Here is a 19527-nt window from a genome sequence, read left to right as displayed (position 1 = left end):
AAGGCCGTATGACAATATCTTCTCTGGACGCATGCTGAGGTTCTTCTCGTGCCTGATATGAAGCTTTTTGCTGGTAACGCCACCCCGGAACTAGCACAACGTATTGCCAACCGTTTGTACACCAGCCTTGGTGACGCCGCTGTAGGTCGTTTTAGCGACGGCGAAGTGAGCGTGCAAATCAACGAAAATGTACGCGGCGGTGATATTTTCATCATCCAGTCCACCTGTGCACCGACTAACGACAACCTGATGGAACTGGTTGTTATGGTTGATGCCCTGCGTCGCGCCTCCGCAGGTCGTATTACTGCTGTAATCCCTTACTTCGGTTATGCCCGTCAGGATCGCCGCGTGCGTTCTGCGCGTGTGCCAATCACTGCCAAAGTTGTTGCCGACTTCCTCTCCAGCGTAGGGGTTGACCGCGTATTGACAGTCGATCTGCATGCCGAGCAGATCCAGGGCTTCTTCGATGTCCCGGTAGATAACGTGTTCGGTAGCCCGATCCTGCTGGAAGACATGTTGCAACAGAACCTGGAGAACCCGATCGTGGTTTCCCCAGATATCGGTGGTGTCGTGCGCGCCCGCGCGATCGCCAAACTGCTTAACGATACCGACATGGCCATCATTGATAAACGTCGCCCACGCGCCAACGTTTCTCAGGTGATGCATATTATCGGTGACGTGGCAGGCCGTGACTGCGTGCTGGTCGATGACATGATCGATACCGGTGGTACCTTGTGTAAAGCAGCTGAAGCGTTGAAAGAACGCGGTGCCAAGCGCGTATTTGCCTACGCCACGCACCCGATCTTCTCCGGTAACGCCGTGGATAACATCAGGAACTCGGTGATTGATGAAGTGATCGTTTGTGACACCATTCCGTTGTCGGCAGAGATCAAGGCGTTGAAAAACGTACGCACCCTGACCTTGTCCGGTATGCTGGCTGAAGCCATCCGCCGTATCAGCAATGAAGAGTCAATTTCTGCGATGTTCGAGCATTAATCCCCTCTCTGGCGCGGTTAACTTCTGCTGCGCCACACCGTTCGGGTGAACATCTCAGAAACAAAAAACCCGTTGAAGCGTGAGCAACAACGGGTTTTTTACGGGATGTGGGACATAGCCTTAAACCTTATACTGCCAGGCTCCCTTGCCTATGATAGCCAGATCCTTAGGCTTGGTTAATCAATGAGACGGGCGACGCGGGTTGTTTTGACAACGTTTATCAAAGTGTTTTGCCCACCAATAGCGATCGGCTACTCGCTCGCGCCCACCAATACGTGCACCGGCCAGCCACAACAACGCGCCAATAAAAATACTCATGATGGCGCCGTGGGCAAAGAACTGCGGCAAATTAAAGCGTGATACTTCAGCCAGAATGGAGTATCCCACCCCGCCAACCATCACTATCAAACCCAATCCCATTAAAACGTTGCCAATGACATCAGCGTTTTTACGTTTCATATGCCACCTCCAGAGTGCCATTTGCCAACAAGGGGAAACTGATAACTCGTTAACCCGCTTTGATAAGTTAAGTATAGTCTTTATTAAAGCAAGGGTATTGCGTGAGCGATCACAAATGGCAACAAAAGGCTGACAATTCTTTACTTTATGTTAAAAGTTAGCGAGATAACTGAATTGTTTTACTAATGTATTATTCACTTTCCAACGATTTGCGGCCGGTTCGCCAGTTTTTTGTCATTCTTGACGCAGGCAGGTACACTAACGGCCTATAAATTTCGAGTGGCGCCGCCCTGCCCCCGGCGATCGCAACTTGGAAGGCAACGGGCACGCCCTTTCCCTTTATCTAGCATAGTGAATCTCTTGTGAGCAGTATCAAACTGATTGTTGGCCTGGCCAACCCGGGCGCAGAGTATGCCCAGACACGGCACAATGCCGGCGCATGGTATGTTGACCTACTGGCGCAGCGCCACAACCAACCGTTGAAGGAAGAGAGTAAATTCTTCGGTTACACCGCACGCCTGAATCTGGCCGGTAACGACGTTCGGTTGCTGGTCCCTACCACCTTTATGAATCTGAGCGGCAAAGCCGTGGGTGCCTTGGCCACCTTCTACCGAATTTTGCCAGAGGAGATACTGGTAGCCCACGATGAGTTGGATCTACCACCAGGGGTAGCCAAACTCAAATTAGGCGGCAGCAACGGTGGGCATAATGGCCTCAAGGATATCCAGAGCAAGTTGGGCAATAACCCGAACTTTTATCGCTTGCGAATTGGCATAGGCCACCCAGGTGATAAAAACAAGGTGGTGGGCTTTGTGCTGGGTAAGCCACTAGCATCAGAGCAAACGTTGATAGATGATGCCATCGATGAGTCACTACGTTGTACAGAAATCTTGCTGAAGGAAGGTATGACTAAAGCCATGAATCGTTTACATGCGTTTAAAGCGACCAACTAAGCAGTCAGGCCAAGTGGTGCGACTATCGCTTGCTTGGCCTGCTACTTATCGGGCAATAACGGCATAACCTCCGAGTACAGCACGGTTGTGTGGTCTGTACACTGTTTTGCGTAGCAACATCAACCACATCCGGCGATGTTTTCTGTTTCAAGTCCGTATTTCCAGAGAAAAAAGGCCGTTCAATCAGGCTCTTCTTCCGCTCGTTACGAAAATGAATAATAAAAGAAATAACTGAGAGTAATAATAAAACCGGTGCCGAAAGCACATCAATCCCATTCATGGAATAAATTCCTCCTTGAATTCAAATGTTCTAGCTAATAAGACGCGGATAATATCTTAAAAAAATACACTCAACAATACTTGACGGTAAATTTATCGCCCCTTACTCAAATCTAACTCGATATAATTAGGATATTACTTATAAACACATGGAAATATCCTAGAATAAAACAGGATAATTCTCTTAAAAAAGACCTATGAATACTTTATGGAGATCCCCCCCTTATGGTTATATATTAAATTGTTTAATCTTTAACCTCAATCACAAGGAAAATTCCTAGATAATATCTAATCACATTAAATACAAAGGGTTGTATTAAAAAACCGAGGAGTGAAAAGATGATTCATTGAGAGCAAGCTTAAATTGCGATCATATTTCAACCAATGATTTATTTGAAATTAATGAATTTCCCCATCAACCATAGATAGTCACCGATAAGGCAAGTAAAGTATATTGGCTAATGTTTTGAAACTCTTTATCCCCAGTAACTCCGGGCTTTATTATGAGATGTTGCCATGTTGTTTCCGCAGATGATAAAAGAAATGTCTGAGAATAACCTTATGCAAAAAGTGCCTTTATAATCAAACACCCTCCTTTGGCAATAAATAGCCGAGAGTCATTGATCAGACTAATCTTCATTATTGGCGATAATCTCCTATTGCCGATGCTGGTCACCAACCCCCGCATAAAATGCTACTGCAGCTAAGCTGCCTGCACATCCGCAGACATCGGCTTGAGTCCGTCTGTAGGTACGCAGCAACGGGCAGATCGAGATAACGGCCCATTACGTGTATAATGGCGGGATAATTTCGTCCTTTATGCAGCAGGATAATGTTAACCTGTTGATAGTTAAGATATTTAAGGTGATATAAACATGGGATTCAAATGCGGTATCGTCGGTCTGCCTAACGTAGGCAAATCCACCCTGTTCAATGCGTTGACCAAAGCGGGTATTGAAGCAGCCAACTTCCCGTTCTGCACCATTGAACCCAATACCGGCGTGGTACCTATGCCCGATGCGCGTCTGGATCGGTTGGCCGAGATCGTCAAACCCCAACGTATTCTGCCCACCACCATGGAATTCGTTGATATCGCGGGCCTGGTAAAAGGTGCTTCCAAAGGTGAAGGCCTGGGTAACCAGTTCCTGACCAACATCCGTGAAACCGAAGCCATTGGCCACGTAGTGCGTTGCTTTGAGAACGACAACATCATCCACGTGAATAACAAAGTGGATCCGGCAGACGACATCGAAGTCATCAACACCGAACTGGCCCTGTCCGACCTGGATACCTGCGAACGCGCCATTCATCGCGTGCAGAAGAAAGCCAAAGGCGGCGATAAAGACGCAAAAGCCGAATTGGCTGCGCTGGAAAAATGCCTGCCGCAGTTGGAAAACGCCGGCATGTTACGTGCGTTGGATCTGACCGCCGAAGATAAAGCCGCGATCCGCTACCTCAGCTTCCTGACTCTCAAGCCAACCATGTATATTGCCAACGTCAACGAAGACGGTTTTGAGAACAACCCGTATCTGGATGTGGTACGCAAGATTGCTGCCGAGGAAGGTTCCGTTGTGGTTGCCGTTTGCGCCGCCGTTGAATCCGACATTGCAGAGCTGGAAGATGAAGACCGCGCCGAATTTATGGCTGAGCTGGGCCTGGAAGAACCGGGTCTGAACCGCGTGATCCGCGCAGGCTACGAATTGCTCAACCTGCAAACCTACTTCACCGCTGGCGTGAAGGAAGTCCGTGCCTGGACCATCCCGGTAGGTGCCACCGCCCCGCAAGCAGCCGGTAAAATCCACACCGACTTTGAAAAAGGCTTTATCCGCGCACAGACCATCTCCTTTGAAGACTTCATCACCTATAAGGGTGAGCAAGGTGCCAAAGAAGCCGGCAAGATGCGTTCAGAAGGGAAAGACTACATCGTTAAAGATGGCGATGTGATGAACTTCTTGTTTAACGTCTAAATAAAATCTGTTGTCTCATGAGGTTTCAGCGAGCCTCACAAAGACTGACAAAGCTCATAAAATCCACGCAATTGCGTGGATTTTTCTTTTCATAGCGACTCAGATAATATTGTAGAAGCGCAGTTAAACTCGAGTACACAGACGAGTGCAATACGGTACAATAAACCGTTATGCTCACCAATACGTATTACCTCACAACAAAAGCCAAAGAAAAGCTTTACCAGCGCAATGACTTAAACCCAACGGCAAAAAGGCGTAGCGTCAGATGAATATCCAGCGGTTAACTCGCTGAAGCGCGGGGAGAAACGCGAGCAATTATGAAAGCAAGTTGCAGAGGGAGTCAACCCAGCACAGACTCGTGGTTAGATAAGATCCGCAGGGTCAACGGCGCATCCAACACCGTTGAGCTTATCGCTAAAGAGTGGTTGCAGATGAAAAACCAGGCGGAAATAACCAAAACGCGCCGCCTAAATATGCTGTAATGAGTTGTCTTCCCCGCTATCGGCAAGCTTCCTGTCAGAGAAATCACCCCGCACCATATTTTAAAAATTCTTCAGGAAACGGCTAAACGCCGAGCACTGGCCGATGCCGCTGAAGCCCGACGCACCATTTCATCTGATTTCTAGCTGGCAGTGGTGACTCTCACAACCTGTCAAAATGCTCAGAACGCTACAAGATCGGTAGCATCTTTTTCAGGGCAGGGATAATCCGTTAGGTCCAATAACATTGCACTCTCTGCATCAGCGACTTAAAAGCTTCGGCTGGTGTGGTACTTATAGCCCAAATGCAATCTCTAGCGGTATCAGGATCGGCTATTTAGCTGCTGATGAGAAAATCTCCATCTTGAGGAATTAAATTTCTAAGAAAATAATTTATAACTTTGACTAGCGGACCACCTACAACAATTAAAAAAACTGCAACTATCCGTAATGGAACTCACTACATTGAAAAGATTAACTAAAATTCAGGTATACATATCAACACAAACCATAACAGGTAGTACGAGCCCTTGAATTAATGTCACCTGCTCATTAACCTGAGAGATAGAGAAAAAATTTGTACCTCCTAACACCATTTCATTTAACATAAAATCAGGAGCCAAATCCTCTGGAGTTTTAGTCATTTTCACATTTGTTATATTAAAAATATTCGTACCAGCGACTTTATCCACACTAACCTGATAATCTCTATTAATCAGATAGCCTCCCCCCCTCTCCGTCATTATTCCTTTATGAATGATAGTCGCCATTCCAGAATTATTAAATATGAAAAAAGATGTCATACGTATTTCTGCATCTTCAGCAGATGGATAAGTTTTACGTACAACGACATCTGACTGACAACGAAAATCATCAAAATGATATCCATCACGGATAGAATAATAGATGACAGCACAAACACTGGAAATCAACACAATTATTACAAATATTGTTTTTAATAATTTATCAGCCATTATCTAAAGTCCTGTCATGTTCCTGTAGGATGTGCAATTTTTATAGTCACGGCTCTCTTTATTCCAATAGCAAACACCTAAAAAAATAATTTCAATCCGGTGTTTCACAAAGTTTGAATAGTAAACATCGGTACCAGAAAATTGACAGTTAATATGTTCATCAGCAATCATTTTTCTTATCCTATCCAGATAATCATTTACTGGCTCAACCTTATTTTTCCCAACAAAATACACGGCACATTCACTAATCTTACCGAGAAAATGTTGATTAAAACCTTCTGAGTATAGGTAATCATCTCTTCTAATAAGCAAAAAAAATGTAGTTATACCTATAAAAACACTGATGAAGAATACCCTTTTCCTCCATACATGCTGCCGTAAAAGCTGAAAACAAAAATGCCAACTGATATTAATGAAGAAATTTTTATTGAGGGGTGTTTTTTCCACCACCTGTTTTTGACTATCAGAAACCCTCAGTGTGTGATGCTCAACATTCGCCCCCAAACAGAACCCCTTTCCACGAATGGTCTTAATCAGCATGGGGTCACATCCGAGGTGACGAAACGCTTTCCTTATTTCACTTATAGATACATTTAGACTCACTGAAGAACCTATGAAGCCATGATCTTCCCATACTTTCATTATCAAGTCATCACGTTCTACTACATGTCCATTATTAATGATTAGCAGGTATAACAACCTTGCACCTTGGTTAGATAAGCGTATCGATGATTCTGCTTCTCCATTAATCATAATAATTCCGGTATCAACTTCGTAAAGCATTGTAAGATCGATGAGGTACTTCATAAATATCCTTACGAGCTTGTGTATAGGAGAAATAATACCCACAAAACATTATGCGTCAAGTAGAGTCAACTCGTTGACTGCAATAAAGTTATATATCCTGATTAATTAATGATTATTAAATCATTATTATACTTAGCTACATCAGACAAAGCAGATAGTAATAGTAATTTATATTAAAAAAGTAGATTATAATTCCGTTTATTGAAATTAATTAGTATAATGTTTTGATGTGTATCTTTTTGTTGCATCATACTCACATTGAAGCAGAGTCGTTTCATCGTTATGCATATTGCTATGATTTTTCTGATTAGAGCATTTTTAATCATATTTTAAATTAAATGGTAAATCGGTGCGAAAGAATCAACTCTCCGCGGCATCCCCATATTACTTGATATCATTTGAACGGAGTTTATTATGTTTAAGAAGTTCATTACCGTATCTGCACTAGCAGCAGTTATCTCTTCAGCAAATGCAATTGCTGCCGAAAATACTGCTGGCGGCGTTATCAACTTCAGTGGTGCTATTACGGATACAACATGTACAATTAATGGAGGTAAAAGTGCTGACTTTACTGTAGCACTCTCTCCAATTACAATTAAAGAAGCAGGAAATACTGTAGGTCTTATCACCAAAAATAAAAAATCATTTTCAATGACATTCTCTGAATGTACGCCAGCAGCAGGCATAACAGGTACCCCTTTGAAGATTCACTTCTTTTCTGCTGATAACATTTCAACTGATGGGAAATATCTGTTAAATAATTCCGTTAACGAAGGCGATTTAAGCGTAGCACGCAATGTTGGCTTCTCACTTGTAGCGCCAAATTCTGGCATACCAATTATTCTTAATCAGCCATATACAACCTCTATTACAGGAGCGGCAACAACAGCAGATGAAGAGACGCTGACTCTTGATGTTTACTACTATAAGACAAATGTCACTGCCGCCACGGTGGGGGCATTAAGTTCGAATGTTATTTATACCATCTCATATCAGTAATTCTCACCCATTCAGACTCTGCAAAAGCAGAGTCTGAAGTAAAGGTTATAATCATGCATAAAGCAACTTTACTGGCTGTATTTTTTCTAAGCATTACCAATACACATGCTAATATAGTGATCAATGGCACGCGAATTCTTTATCATGAAAAGAGTAAAGAAGTTATCGTTCAATTAATTAACAATGGTGATTCTCCTGCTTTAGTACAATCATGGATCGATGATGGGGACATAAAATCAACCCCAGAAACTGCAAATGTACCCTTTTTGCTCTCCCCCCCAGTAATAAAGGTTAACCCTAATAATGGTCAACATCTTCGTATCAAAAAGTTACCAGCGAAACTGCCAACAGATCGTGAATCTGTTTTCTTTCTAAATGTACTGGATATCCCACCGTTCCCAGAAAACTTACACGGTCAGAATACTGTACAGCTTGCGATCAAGTCTCGTATAAAACTTTTTTATCGCCCTGCGGTTTTAAATGGCTCTGTTGATAGCGCATTGTCTAAACTAAAATTTATCTCAGAAGAAAAACAGTTCCGTATCATTAATGAAAGCCCTTTTAATATTACTATTGCTAATATAGAGAATATTCAAAAAGACAAGTTACTGAATGAGTCTTTGATGATCTCACCATTCACACATAAAATCGCTTTAACCAAAAAAAATATAGAACGAGGTCAAATGTACTCGGTCATGTATGTTGATGACCAGGGAGCATATAAATACTACACTATCAACAGCCAGTGATAGGAATGTTTCATTATGCAAATGATACAAAACAAACTTTATCTGCTGGTTATATGTCCGCTTCTATTTTCGTACAAATCAAGTGCCATTACCTTCGATACCTCTATACTTGCTGGAGCATCTAGTGAATCTGATCTTTCTCGCTTTTATGAAAACAATGAAATGCCAGTTGGTAAACATGAAATAAATATCTACGTGAATGGCAACTGGAAAGGCTGCTATGATGTCATATACGGCAAAGAACGAGATGATATCCGTCTCGGCTGGAAAGATTCACAACTACTAGGAATTAATACTCAAAATATCCCTATACCTTCTACTGCATTCGGTCAGGTACAATTGCATGATTTGGTCCAGGGAGGACATATTGAAACAGATCCAAGCACCTTAAGTGTAAAACTTACGGTTCCTCAAGCAGCGATAATTCGCACCGAAGAAGGCTATGTTCCCCCACAATTTTGGGATGAAGGCATCCCTGCACTAAAACTTTCATACAATATGACCTACTACAGTACGCAAACTAAAATTAGCCCAAAAGTCAATACTGATGATTTCTATGCTGGCCTTAATTCCGGAGTTAATCTGCTCGGTTGGCAATTTCGTGATAACAGTACGTGGAGTAAGCGTACCAATAACGAAGGCAAATGGGAAAATAATACCCGTTACTTTCGAAAACCCATTGCTGAACTGAAATCAAATCTGATTTTCGGTGATTTCTTTACACCCGGAGAGCTCTTTGACTCCTTTAGGGTCCGCGGATTTTCAATTACTTCCGAGATGAAAATGCGTCCTAATTCTCAGCAGGGTTTTTCTCCAGTGATACATGGTGTCGCACGTACTAATGCTCTCGTTAAAGTAATCCAGAGCGGCAATATCATTTACCAGGAGAATGTACCGCCGGGCCAATTTTCCCTGGATAGTATTCAGCCAACGGGTTCCGCAGGGGATCTCCAGGTGGTCGTTAGTGAATCTGATGGGACAGAACAATCTTTCACTGTGCCTTTTTCATCTGTGCCAGGTATGTTAAAAGCAGGGGTGACTCAATACGGTATTATCGCAGGAAAAGTAAACCAGATCACTATTGATACCAATCCTTCTTTTTTTCAAGGGACACTCAGTTATGGCTTCAATAATCTAATTACGGGTTACACGGGGGCTATCATTAGTGATAACTATCAGGCTAGCTTGTTCGGTTCTGGCTGGAACCTTCCTTTCGGCGCAGTTTCAATAGATTTCACCCATGCAAACACGAAGCTAGATAATGATACGAATAGCGGGCAAAGCTATAGGATTGCCTATAGTAAATTTATCGATGCCACGGCGACAAACTTTACTCTAGCGGCTTATCGTTATTCAACAAATGGATATTATAGTTTCAACGATGCACTTTATTCACATGAGGATTATCATCTTCTGAATAGAAGCTATAAAGATTATGAGGATCATATTTATAATGCGACAGATATTCCTGTTAGTACAACGGGAGAAATACTCACTACACGGCCTAAAAATACATTTACACTCAACTTAAACCAGCGTCTGACTGACTCATGGGGGACTGTATTTTTCTCAGGCACACGCAGCGATTACTGGGGTTCAGGACAAAAAAAACTTGAATATCAAATGGGATATTCCAATTCGTTAGGGAAATCTAGCTACACCATATCTTCCAGCCGGGTAAGATATGTTCAAGGAAAAGAAGAAACTCGTATTTATGCATCATTAAGCTTGCCATTTTCACTTTTTGAAGAAATTGGTTGGATAAGTTCCAGTCTTTCTGCCAGTGACACTCATTATGAACAAAGTAACATTAGTATAAGCGGTACAGCTATGGAGTCTAACCGCTTAACTTATTCTCTATCCGGAAGTCACGCAAATGATGGTGATAACATGGCAACTTTTAATGCCACATATAGATCAAACTATTCTACACTGGGGACATCATACAGCAAGTCAGCGAATTTTCGACAGTCAGGGCTTAGCAGCCGGGGAAGCATTGTAGCCTTCCCATGGCATGTTCTTACTTCTAATGAAGTAAGCAATACAATGACTATCGTAGAAGCACCTGCAGCCTCAGGGCTAATGATAAATGGTGATGGAAGCATCATTACCAATAATAAGGGCCTGGCACTTGTACCTTATGCTACGCCTTATCGCAAAAACTCAGTTACGCTGGCTGTAACAGACACCCATTCAGGAGCTGAAATAATTGGAAACATGGCAAATAGCGCACCATACGATGGCGCAATTAATTATCTACATTTTGAAACAGATAAACGACAAACATGGGAACTTCGTGCAACACGGTCTGATCAAACTCCCCTACCTTTCGGTACTGAAGTCTTTAATGAAGATAATACCTCCGTTGGTTATGTCGGCCAAGCGAGCATTCTCTATCTGCGTGCAGAAAATGCACCAAGACTCCTGAGAGTCAGGATACGTGATAGTTACTGTGACATAGCATATCCCGTATTTGGTTTGAATTCACCTACTGCTATTTGTAAGTAAAAACAGGAACGATAATAGTGAAGTTTCTCCTTCTGATACTACTTATTTTTGTCAGCAGCACTAGCTATGCAACCTGCTCAGGTAATGGCATAAGCTATGCCGCTCCCATAAATGTCGATTTATCTGACAAGCTAAACGCGACTACACCAGAGTGGACGGGGACGTTCACTACTCAGTATACTGGCTCTTTTTATTGTACAACACGTAATAGTGAATTTGCATATACTCCCATACTCTCAAATAATATAAATCACCCAACCATTCTTGGATTCAATAATAACAAACACATGGTCCGGGCAGAAATAACGAGTGTTAATTCAAACGTTACTTTGACATCGAATGGATGGCATACTGCTTCAGAGTTAAATACTCGTTTCAACGTACGATTTACACTGGTAAATCAAGGAGGAATGGCTATCACAGGAGAAATAGCAAACCTATATGATGTTTTGTTCGTGAGTGATCTTAGTGGAATGTCTTTTTTAGAAACATTAGCATGGCCATTTGAGCAACTACAAAAAATGGTTACATGGTTTTTCAACGGTTTTAGGTGGCCTTATGATACACGCGACATGTTTGGTCAACCCATGATAATTAAATATTCACCGAAACAGACCACTTGTTCATTTATTAATGCTGGGTTGACGGTCAATCTCCCCACGCTAGGAATAAGCCAGATTATCTCCTCACACCAGCCAGGACTAACACCTTTCATATTAAATATTCGATGTCAGGATATAAGCAAAACTGGCACTTCAGACCGGGCAATAGAAATATTTTTGTCAAGTAATTCATTGCTCTCATCCGATAACTCAGTGCTCGTGGACAATAGTGCATCTGGAATAAAAGGCATTGGATTACGTTTGACTCTGCAGGATATACCGCACGCACCAGTTATAATTTCCACCTCAAACACCAGCAGAGGTATGGCAACGGTACTTTATAGCGTTACGGCTGAGCGCTCTGTAAGCGATAATTTCTCAATTCCAATGGCAGTATATTATTACGCATGGGATAAAGAAAAAATCACCCAGGGGAAAATAAATACATCTGCCACATTAAATATCATTTACCCATAAAGAACGCCTCACTGAATGATAAAATGTAACATCAGTAACATTTTCATCAAAATTATATAATGGGTAAAAAGAGAAAAGCTTCCACAAATAAAAAAGTAGAACGCTGCATTGATATCCTTGTGAACAAGCACCGTATTCTAATTTCAGTTATGCAAGCACAGGTGCACATTTTATTTTCAGCTAAATTAAACACGTGATTTACATCACATATTTATCACTCCCCCAAAGCAATATTCCTTGGGGGAGCGAACGTTTTCAACAAAACCTTTACCAACGCAGCCATATGGTGTATGCAACACTTGAGCAATTGTTCCTTCATGCAATATAACTCAACTTGCGGCTACGAACTGGTCCCCCCGCAGTCAACTCAAACTCGTCACCTTATTGACAGCAGGCTAACTACCACGCTCCGAGCAAAAAAACATGCGCCATAACCACCTATCCTTGCGCTTCACCAAGCGTTAACTAGGCTGATTTAATGAAAACGGCTTGCTCGCTACACGAGAAGTCATCACCTTCCCGGCCCTCCCTTATAGGATAACGGAGCCATATCAACTATCGGATAACTATCGAAAAGAGAACATGCCGTGAGTACCAACTATGAAGCGTTGTTCAATAGCAGTTACGATCTACTTATATAAAAATCCACGCCATTGCGTGGATTTTTATATGCATCTAACAAGGTTATATCTCAGGTTTAGGCAGCTTGCTTCACCATTGGCCTGAACCTGCGCGCCAAGATCGTGACCAAATAGTAAAACAGGCTGGCGGCGACTAGAGAGTTGATCGCCGGAACGCCTACCTCAATAAAGAAACCGATGAAGCCCCCAAATGCACAGCCAATGATCCCTGGCCAAACGATACTGGGAGTATTTTGATGGTCGGGCAATGCTTCGGTAGTCCGTGAGCTATCCAACGCATTTTTATAGGTACGAACGAAATAGTACTCAACCAACATAATGCCCACGATCGGCGGGAACAAGATGCCCATTAACTCCAGGAAACCAATGAATTGGTCTAGAATACCTAAAATTGACAATGTGGTTCCCACCGCCCCGATCGCCAACGTGGTAGCAATATAATTGAGCCTGATGCCAAAGAGGCATTCAATCGCATTTGCCAGGCCAAGGGAAGAAGAGTAAAGGTTGAGGTCGTTGACACGCAGCGTTGAGAAAATCACGATCAATAAACCAATCCCACCGGCGGCGGTGGACATGATAGTCACCACATCAGAAGAGCCGATGACCCTGGCAAGCGTGATCGCCAGCCCGTTGACAATAAACTCACCCACAATGATGGTGATGAGCGATACACCCAATACCTGCTTTTTATTGCTGAGATAACGAGTGATATCCGGCGTTGTCAGGGCCGCCAGAGTGTAGGAGCCAATGATGATCGTGATGGCCGTGCTGATGCTGATAGCCTCACCACTTGGCTTTATCAGTATTAACCCCGAAATGTCATGACCAGAGAGCGTGAGAAATGAAATATAACAGATTGCAGCGATAAAGAGAGGAATGGCGAATTTAGCAATGAAACGCAGCGCGCGAAAGCCAATAGCGACCAGGATAGTCAATGCTATGCCCGCAATGGCTGCGGCGGCATTAAAACCCAGATGCCCGCCCAAGGCGAAATCCAGTGATTTACCAAATATCGCCGTTTGAATACCAAACCAGCCCATCAGGCTGACGGCAATGACGATGCCTATCAACGCCGATCCGATACGTCCAAAACCGCACCATCTCGCCAGCAAACTGCACGACATGCCCTCATTCATACCGGCCACGCCCATGCCATAGGTAAGCACGCCGCAGATGACACTGGCGATAAAAATCGCGGTGTAGGCATCAAGAATTGACATGCCATGCCCTAATGCGGCACCTAACATAAACTGATCGAGCGCGGTTAGCATGCCAGCATGGACCAGAGCGACACCTATAAACGGCAACCGCTTGTTGCGGGGAACGCGCCTTAACGCGAATTCATCTATTCCTTCAGCCACAATGGTTATCCTTAAATGAATTTAACACCTTTCACAATAAACTCTTCGGGTATATAGCAGTCCAGCCCGATGACCAAGGCAAACTCAATGAACTGATACAGGCTCGAAACTTTCGCTTTTCGGTAGATGGTGTAAGTATGACGTTCTACCGTTCGGGTATTGATAGTTAAAATCCTGGAGATTTCTTTAGCTGAGTATCTCTGTATCAGGAAAAATATAACTTTAAGCTCTGTGGGGGAAAATAATTCCGTCGGCGCCAATGAACTGACAAATCGCGCCTTTTCATTTCTAAAATAATTCATTGGCGTGAGCAGTTTAAAGGGCCGGGAAGACCACAAAGTGCCTACCACCTTATCACCGAGAAAGATGGGATACTTATCGCCAATGTACGGTGATAAATAGGCGCCACCATTCCAGTAATTGGTTTCTATGACCGGCACATCCGTTTTATTTTGGATAACCAGCAGATCCTGGTTGGTGTACTCATCGGCCAGTTCGCTCCAATCAACAGGAACCTCTTTATCAAGCCGGCCAACAATATCATATCCTTTGGGGATATTGGCATACCGCGCCGCCGCTTCATTCATGTAAACATTGACGGATTCAAGATCTTTGATGCCCCATGGAATGCTGGTTGCTTCAAGATAAGGAATTAGCTCTTCCAGGTTATTTTTAATATGGTAGAACATAGCCGACCCTCCACTGGTGTCCCTGACAGGATACATTAGCTATTTTGAACTTTCAAGCAAGCGGCAAATTGATCATACTACGTAATAAATACGTATATACAAATGTAATTTATTCCGTAAGATTTGTGATTAGCCAACATCAGGGAAACGCCATGATTGCAGCAATTAAGATTAGGCGTGATGCGGCCCTCAAATAATAACATTATAAATCACTTAAAAAAGCTCGCCTTACAGACTTTAAATCTGACATTAATATGTGAGTTACATCACAAATTAATCACTCCCCCAAAGTAATATTCCTTGGGGGAGCCAACGTACTCGAATAAAATCACTGCCCGTGTTGCCATGTGTTGTATAAGCCACTGGAACCCTCACAGCCTCACGCACTACTTCCACAATGGCTAAACCCTGGATAAAGCCACTAATCGGTAATTACGGCGCTGGCACTACGCCCTGAATTTCTCCGCTATACCCGGTACGGGAAATGGCCGTCAACAATAGCTGGTTATCAAACCCCTCGGGCACAATCACCTCGGCCTGATGCGTTTTCAGCGAGGCTTTCGCCTTGATCACCCCATCTGTAGAGCGCAACGCCTTATTGATGGAGATAACGCACAGCGAACAGGTCATTGCCTTGATATCGATAGTCACTTTCTGGTTCTCCGCCCAGAGCCGTGGTGCGATCAGCACCAACGCCAGCAGCAGAAAAATACGCTTTTTCATTCCATCATTTCCCATAACCAAGGTAATACATAGGGATAAGTCATCAATGCCAACAGCAGCGGTAACGACAGCCAGTAAAGCCAAACCAGCACCCGACGACTAACGACATTCACACAGACCGGGCGTGGCGACAGATATAGCCGCCAAAACCCTCGCAGCATCAGCCCAACAGCGAGAATTATCATCGGCCACTGTAGCCAGGATAACGCCGGGATCCCCGTAAGCCCGGCGGCCGAAATGCCAAACACCAGATACAACAGTGGGCCCAGGCAGCAGAGTGTCGACGCTGCGGCGGCAAGCAACGCCGCCAACAACGTAGCCACGCTCCCCTTAACGCTGCTCGACAGAGACATAGTCATAGCTGAACTCAGCAGGATCGTAGAAGTTTAACGGGTCACCATCCACTTCGGCATAAGGGTAACCAAAGTTATTAAGATCGCCCTGCTCTGCTTGCGGCGAAAGCGCAAAATCACGGGCGTAGTTAAAGCCAACCCAGTTCATTTCCCAGTTGCCGAACAGATATTCGCTGACGGCCTCCACGGCGGGATCGCCATTCTCTTTTTTCTCTGTCAGACGCATTTTGGTGACATCGGCCGGATCGGCCGGCAGCCAACCGAAACCCGCCAGCCAGAACATCGCACGGCAGTGCTGCCCTCCGCTGACTTTCGCCACGCCCTGCTCATCAGCGCTGCCAAATGCTTTCTTCGAATAACTCTCCAGCTTGCGGGTTGCCCCCAGGCGGATACCAAACATCTCACGCGCGGGGATGCCGCTGGCACGACACAACGCGACGAACACCGAGTTGATATCGGTACATTTCCCGCCCAGTTTGCCCGCTTTAAGGATTTGCCCTACATCACCGGTACCGCAGCCAATCACCGCATCGTCGCGATGCATATGGGTTCTTACCCATTCATGGATTAACCGCGCCTGTTGCAGTGGGGATTTCTCATCGCCAATTATCTTCAACGCGGTTTCTTTTACCAGACCGTCCACCGGGATATGGGGCGTCGCGTTAAGATAAGGCTGCACCTCTGCGGGGATCACTTGCCCGGTTTGTGGCAGGTGCCATTCGGATAGTTGGTTGCCCTTCAGCGGCTCCCAGTCCAGAGTTTCGATCAGCATTTCGACTTTCAGCTCCATCGGCCCTTTGGAGTCCGCCCAGGTAGCAAACAGCGTTTTAGCCGCGTAGCTATTATTCGCCGTGAGATAGGCCTGCTGATAGTTACCAGAAAAAGAAATGTGCTTCAGTTGCTGAAAGGCGGTGTCCACCGGAACCGGGATCCACAGATTAGCCTTACCTTCGGAGCCTGCTGGTGCTTTCAGTTGATAGGTCTGCGTCATCACAAAACGTCTTCTGTTGTCTACGCAGGTTGACGCTGGGATGTCAGTTTTACGCGACTCAGACCAGACCGGGCCGATCAGCCCAAAAGAAGATAACGCCGCCGCACCCTTGAGAAAATTACGCCTTTTCATCACAGTTCCTTTTTTATTATCAGATAACGCCAAAGCCTTGCCCACCGCCTTTGGGAGGGCAATAGTATGCGCCCAGGCAGCACAAAACGACATACCGCTTACACAAAAAGACATCAGGGAATATATAGTAAACGACATGCAGGAAAGTGGAGACGTTTCAAGAATAATGAAAATGCGCTAAGGAGTAAAAGATCGAGTCGGAGGCGGGATGACTCCCACCGCCCTTGCAACGAGAAGATTATACGATAAATCGATTCACTAATTTGGTCATCACTGCCGCTTGGTTATCCAGTACCTGGCTGGCACTGGCCGCTTGGGAAACCAAAGCCGCATTTTGCTGTGTGACTTGTTCAAGTTGATTCAAAGCCAGATGTACTTGCCCCACCCCCAGTGATTGTTCGTTGGCGGCCTGAGCGATATCGCTAACATATTGTTTCATCAGTCCTGAATTATCGGCTGCCGCTTTTAGTGCGATCCCCGAAGCCGAAACCCGGGCGACGCCTTCCGCAATTTTTTCCATATTTTGATTAATCAGCTCACGGATCTGACTCGCCTCTTTAGCACAACGTTGTGATAAATTACGCACCTCACTCGCTACCACCGCAAATCCCCTTCCAGACTCGCCAGCTCTAGCGGCTTCTACCGCAGCATTGAGTGCCAATAAATTGGTCTGAAAAGAGATATCGTCAATAGAGGCCACGATACGTGCAATCTGCTCACTGGAGTTACGGATCTCCGCCATGCTCTGGCTGGCTTCATTTGCCACGAGATTCGCCTGCATGACATCGCGCTCCATCGCCTGCGTGAGTTGTTCAGCTTCGCGGGCGTTATCTGCAGTCTGGGAGATCGCCGTGGATATTTGTTCCATACTTGCCGCAGTTTCAACGATAGATGCCGCCTGTTCATCAGTACGCTGCGCTAAATCCTGATTGCCAGCGGCAATATCACCGCTAGTATGGTGAAGCACCTCCGAACCGGATTTAATCTCTTTAACAATATGCTGAATGTTTTCAATGGATTGGTTATAGGCATGATTCAATGCTGACAACTCATCACTACCCGGCACGCTAAGGCGTTGAGTTAAATCCCCCTCCATTTCACCAATCGTTTTCAGCGTTCCTTGCAGTTGCAGATGGATACTCCGCGCAACGATGATGGCTATCGCCAATGCCACAGCCAGGGAAAGAAGGCTGATGCATAGGAAAGCCATCCATTCGCCACGCGCCGTTTGTGACAACTCTGCAGCATGCTTTTGTAACGTGCCTGCGGTTTGATTCTCTATTTGACGCAGCACTTCAATGCGCAGAGTCTGAGCCTTGAACCAATCGGTAGGATTAACCTTAAATCCACCGGTTGCGGCTTTAACGAGCGCAATCTCACGAAGCTTAAGAGCATCAGCAGCCGGCGTAGAGCGCAATGCACCATCAAGCGCCGCCGCCTGCTCCGCAGTACTGAAACGACGGGTCGCAGAAAGCCAGGCTTCTTGTTTTCCCACCACATCGCTCAGTTGGCGGAATTGCCCATCACCAAAACGATCGCTAGAGAAAACGCCTGAGAGTAATGCGCGCTCTATACCCGACTGTTCTTTCAGGTTAAGCAGGCTGTAATAAGCTGACAATTCTTGGCCGATCTTGCCCGATGTTGTCAAATGCCCAATACCACCGACAAAATCCAGCACTTGGGCGATGGTCTTGGTATAGAAACCAATAGCCGACGGCGCCGCGGTCTTTAAATGGCTGACGTTATTACGCACCTCGTTCAGTAACTGGGTTTGGTCGTTAAATAACTGAATCGCCGATGTATCAATCCCTTTCAATGCGCTGCGATCCGTTTTAGCTAACAGTTGACTAAATTTCGTCATAGTCGCATCTGTCAGTTTACGTTGATCCGCTAGTTCAGCGCGAAACTGCCCACCGCCAGAGCCCAGGTAACCTGCGCTCATGCCACGTTCCTTTTGCAGTTCATGCACCACATCCCCTGCGCCACGCGTAATTGCCGTTAGCTGAACGATGACATCCATCTGACTTTCGATATTGATACGGGTTTTCATACCCGAACCGGCAAACCAGCATAAAGCCAGTAACAGTGGAAACAGAGCAATGAAAAGCTTCATCCTCATCGATATACGGTAGATCCCTAACATCCGGCTTCGTCCTATTTTGGTGACAACATCAATAGAACAGCTATCGGCCTGCTTTAAGCACCCTTTAACCACAATGATGCAATTGTTATTATTATATTGATATATATCATTATTTTTATTTCAACATGCGCGCTGCCGATGCGACTTCCCATCCGCCGCACTCTACCACTTCATTCTCACTTCACACAGCCCCGATAAACTGGCTAGATTCTAACTTCGAGGGATTGAACGTGATTTTTAGCAAA

16 protein-coding genes and 1 pseudogene are annotated in these 19527 nt (G+C 44.8%); 8 read left to right on the top strand and 9 right to left on the bottom strand.

Annotated elements, in window-relative coordinates; genetic code table 11:
- Positions 1 to 48 precede the first annotated feature (48 nt).
- Entirely contained in the window at positions 49 to 996 is a 948-nt protein-coding gene (gene prs / locus ACRDCA_RS17855; protein ID WP_002211240.1) for a ribose-phosphate diphosphokinase, read from the top strand.
- A 180-nt stretch (positions 997 to 1176) separates the two neighbouring features.
- Here prs and ychH read toward each other — a convergent pair whose 3' ends face one another.
- Complete coding sequence (gene ychH, locus ACRDCA_RS17850; protein ID WP_438690738.1) at positions 1177 to 1455, bottom strand: stress-induced protein YchH; 279 nt, start codon at positions 1453 to 1455, stop codon at positions 1177 to 1179.
- 362 nt (positions 1456 to 1817) lie between these two features.
- Here ychH and pth point away from each other — a divergent pair, with 362 nt between their 5' ends.
- The 3 genes and pseudogenes from pth to ACRDCA_RS17835 form a co-directional block, all read left to right on the top strand.
- Positions 1818 to 2408 (top strand): aminoacyl-tRNA hydrolase, encoded by a 591-nt coding sequence (gene pth / locus ACRDCA_RS17845; protein ID WP_438690737.1) that lies wholly within the window; start codon positions 1818 to 1820, stop codon positions 2406 to 2408.
- A gap of 1154 nt (positions 2409 to 3562) precedes the next feature.
- Positions 3563 to 4654 (top strand): redox-regulated ATPase YchF, encoded by a 1092-nt coding sequence (gene ychF, locus ACRDCA_RS17840; protein WP_025121136.1) that lies wholly within the window; start codon positions 3563 to 3565, stop codon positions 4652 to 4654.
- Positions 4655 to 4824: 170 nt separating this feature from the next.
- A pseudogene (locus ACRDCA_RS17835) lies at positions 4825 to 5443 on the top strand (phage integrase central domain-containing protein); the annotation flags it as partial.
- A gap of 175 nt (positions 5444 to 5618) precedes the next feature.
- On the opposite strand, the gene ACRDCA_RS17830 reads toward ACRDCA_RS17835, so the two are convergent.
- Both ACRDCA_RS17830 and ACRDCA_RS17825 read right to left on the bottom strand, forming a co-directional pair.
- Complete coding sequence (locus ACRDCA_RS17830; protein WP_438690736.1) at positions 5619 to 6107, bottom strand: hypothetical protein; 489 nt, start codon at positions 6105 to 6107, stop codon at positions 5619 to 5621.
- Between the two features lie 3 nt (positions 6108 to 6110).
- A complete protein-coding gene (locus tag ACRDCA_RS17825; protein WP_438690735.1) occupies positions 6111 to 6914 on the bottom strand; it encodes a winged helix-turn-helix domain-containing protein in 804 nt (267 codons plus the stop codon).
- A gap of 414 nt (positions 6915 to 7328) precedes the next feature.
- Here ACRDCA_RS17825 and ACRDCA_RS17820 point away from each other — a divergent pair, with 414 nt between their 5' ends.
- From ACRDCA_RS17820 to ACRDCA_RS17805, 4 genes are read left to right on the top strand one after another with little or no spacing between them, the layout of a single operon-like run.
- Positions 7329 to 7913 (top strand): fimbrial protein, encoded by a 585-nt coding sequence (locus ACRDCA_RS17820; RefSeq protein ID WP_438690734.1) that lies wholly within the window; start codon positions 7329 to 7331, stop codon positions 7911 to 7913.
- A 53-nt stretch (positions 7914 to 7966) separates the two neighbouring features.
- Positions 7967 to 8662, top strand: coding sequence for a fimbrial biogenesis chaperone (locus ACRDCA_RS17815; protein ID WP_438690733.1), 696 nt, complete (start codon positions 7967 to 7969; stop codon positions 8660 to 8662).
- 15 nt (positions 8663 to 8677) lie between these two features.
- Positions 8678 to 11170: a fimbria/pilus outer membrane usher protein gene (locus ACRDCA_RS17810; protein WP_438690732.1), complete on the top strand. Its 2493-nt coding sequence runs from the start codon at positions 8678 to 8680 to the stop codon at positions 11168 to 11170.
- A gap of 14 nt (positions 11171 to 11184) precedes the next feature.
- Positions 11185 to 12249 carry a fimbrial protein gene (locus tag ACRDCA_RS17805; RefSeq protein ID WP_438691003.1) on the top strand — a complete coding sequence of 355 codons (1065 nt, stop codon included), beginning with the start codon at positions 11185 to 11187 and terminating at the stop codon, positions 12247 to 12249.
- A 697-nt stretch (positions 12250 to 12946) separates the two neighbouring features.
- Here the strand turns inward: ACRDCA_RS17805 and ACRDCA_RS17800 are convergent.
- The 6 genes from ACRDCA_RS17800 to ACRDCA_RS17775 form a co-directional block, all read right to left on the bottom strand.
- Positions 12947 to 14251, bottom strand: a complete 1305-nt coding sequence (locus ACRDCA_RS17800) for a cytosine permease (protein ID WP_438690731.1) — start codon at positions 14249 to 14251, stop codon at positions 12947 to 12949.
- An 11-nt stretch (positions 14252 to 14262) separates the two neighbouring features.
- Positions 14263 to 14940 carry a helix-turn-helix transcriptional regulator gene (locus ACRDCA_RS17795; RefSeq protein WP_438690730.1) on the bottom strand — a complete coding sequence of 226 codons (678 nt, stop codon included), beginning with the start codon at positions 14938 to 14940 and terminating at the stop codon, positions 14263 to 14265.
- Between the two features lie 432 nt (positions 14941 to 15372).
- Positions 15373 to 15663 carry a heavy-metal-associated domain-containing protein gene (locus ACRDCA_RS17790; protein WP_202728990.1) on the bottom strand — a complete coding sequence of 97 codons (291 nt, stop codon included), beginning with the start codon at positions 15661 to 15663 and terminating at the stop codon, positions 15373 to 15375.
- Positions 15660 to 15986: a hypothetical protein gene (locus ACRDCA_RS17785; RefSeq protein WP_438690729.1), complete on the bottom strand. Its 327-nt coding sequence runs from the start codon at positions 15984 to 15986 to the stop codon at positions 15660 to 15662. The genes ACRDCA_RS17790 and ACRDCA_RS17785 overlap by 4 nt, the downstream gene beginning before the upstream one ends.
- 7 nt (positions 15987 to 15993) lie before the next feature.
- Positions 15994 to 17139 (bottom strand): transglutaminase domain-containing protein, encoded by a 1146-nt coding sequence (locus tag ACRDCA_RS17780; RefSeq protein ID WP_438690728.1) that lies wholly within the window; start codon positions 17137 to 17139, stop codon positions 15994 to 15996.
- A 238-nt stretch (positions 17140 to 17377) separates the two neighbouring features.
- Positions 17378 to 19282 carry a methyl-accepting chemotaxis protein gene (locus ACRDCA_RS17775; RefSeq protein WP_438690727.1) on the bottom strand — a complete coding sequence of 635 codons (1905 nt, stop codon included), beginning with the start codon at positions 19280 to 19282 and terminating at the stop codon, positions 17378 to 17380.
- Positions 19283 to 19527: the final 245 nt, after the last annotated feature.

The organism is Serratia sp. (in: enterobacteria) (assembly GCF_051654945.1).
Taxonomy (GTDB): Bacteria; Pseudomonadota; Gammaproteobacteria; order Enterobacterales; family Enterobacteriaceae; genus Chania.
Note: the sequence above shows the minus strand (reverse complement) of the source record. Positions and strands in the feature narration are given on the sequence as shown.

Bases quoted from the DNA above. Each gene is read 5' to 3' on its own strand.
- ychF (WP_025121136.1), top strand. From the start codon at position 3,563: ATGGGATTCAAATGCGGTATCGTCGGTCTGCCTAACGTAGGCAAATCC.
- ACRDCA_RS17790 (WP_202728990.1), bottom strand. From the start codon at position 15,663: ATGAAAAAGCGTATTTTTCTGCTGCTGGCGTTGGTGCTGATCGCACCA.
- ACRDCA_RS17820 (WP_438690734.1), top strand. From the start codon at position 7,329: ATGTTTAAGAAGTTCATTACCGTATCTGCACTAGCAGCAGTTATCTCT.
- ACRDCA_RS17780 (WP_438690728.1), bottom strand. From the start codon at position 17,139: ATGAAAAGGCGTAATTTTCTCAAGGGTGCGGCGGCGTTATCTTCTTTT.
- ychH (WP_438690738.1), bottom strand. From the start codon at position 1,455: ATGAAACGTAAAAACGCTGATGTCATTGGCAACGTTTTAATGGGATTG.
- ACRDCA_RS17830 (WP_438690736.1), bottom strand. From the start codon at position 6,107: ATGGCTGATAAATTATTAAAAACAATATTTGTAATAATTGTGTTGATT.
- ACRDCA_RS17810 (WP_438690732.1), top strand. From the start codon at position 8,678: ATGCAAATGATACAAAACAAACTTTATCTGCTGGTTATATGTCCGCTT.
- ACRDCA_RS17795 (WP_438690730.1), bottom strand. From the start codon at position 14,940: ATGTTCTACCATATTAAAAATAACCTGGAAGAGCTAATTCCTTATCTT.
- ACRDCA_RS17825 (WP_438690735.1), bottom strand. From the start codon at position 6,914: ATGAAGTACCTCATCGATCTTACAATGCTTTACGAAGTTGATACCGGA.
- ACRDCA_RS17815 (WP_438690733.1), top strand. From the start codon at position 7,967: ATGCATAAAGCAACTTTACTGGCTGTATTTTTTCTAAGCATTACCAAT.
- ACRDCA_RS17775 (WP_438690727.1), bottom strand. From the start codon at position 19,282: ATGTTAGGGATCTACCGTATATCGATGAGGATGAAGCTTTTCATTGCT.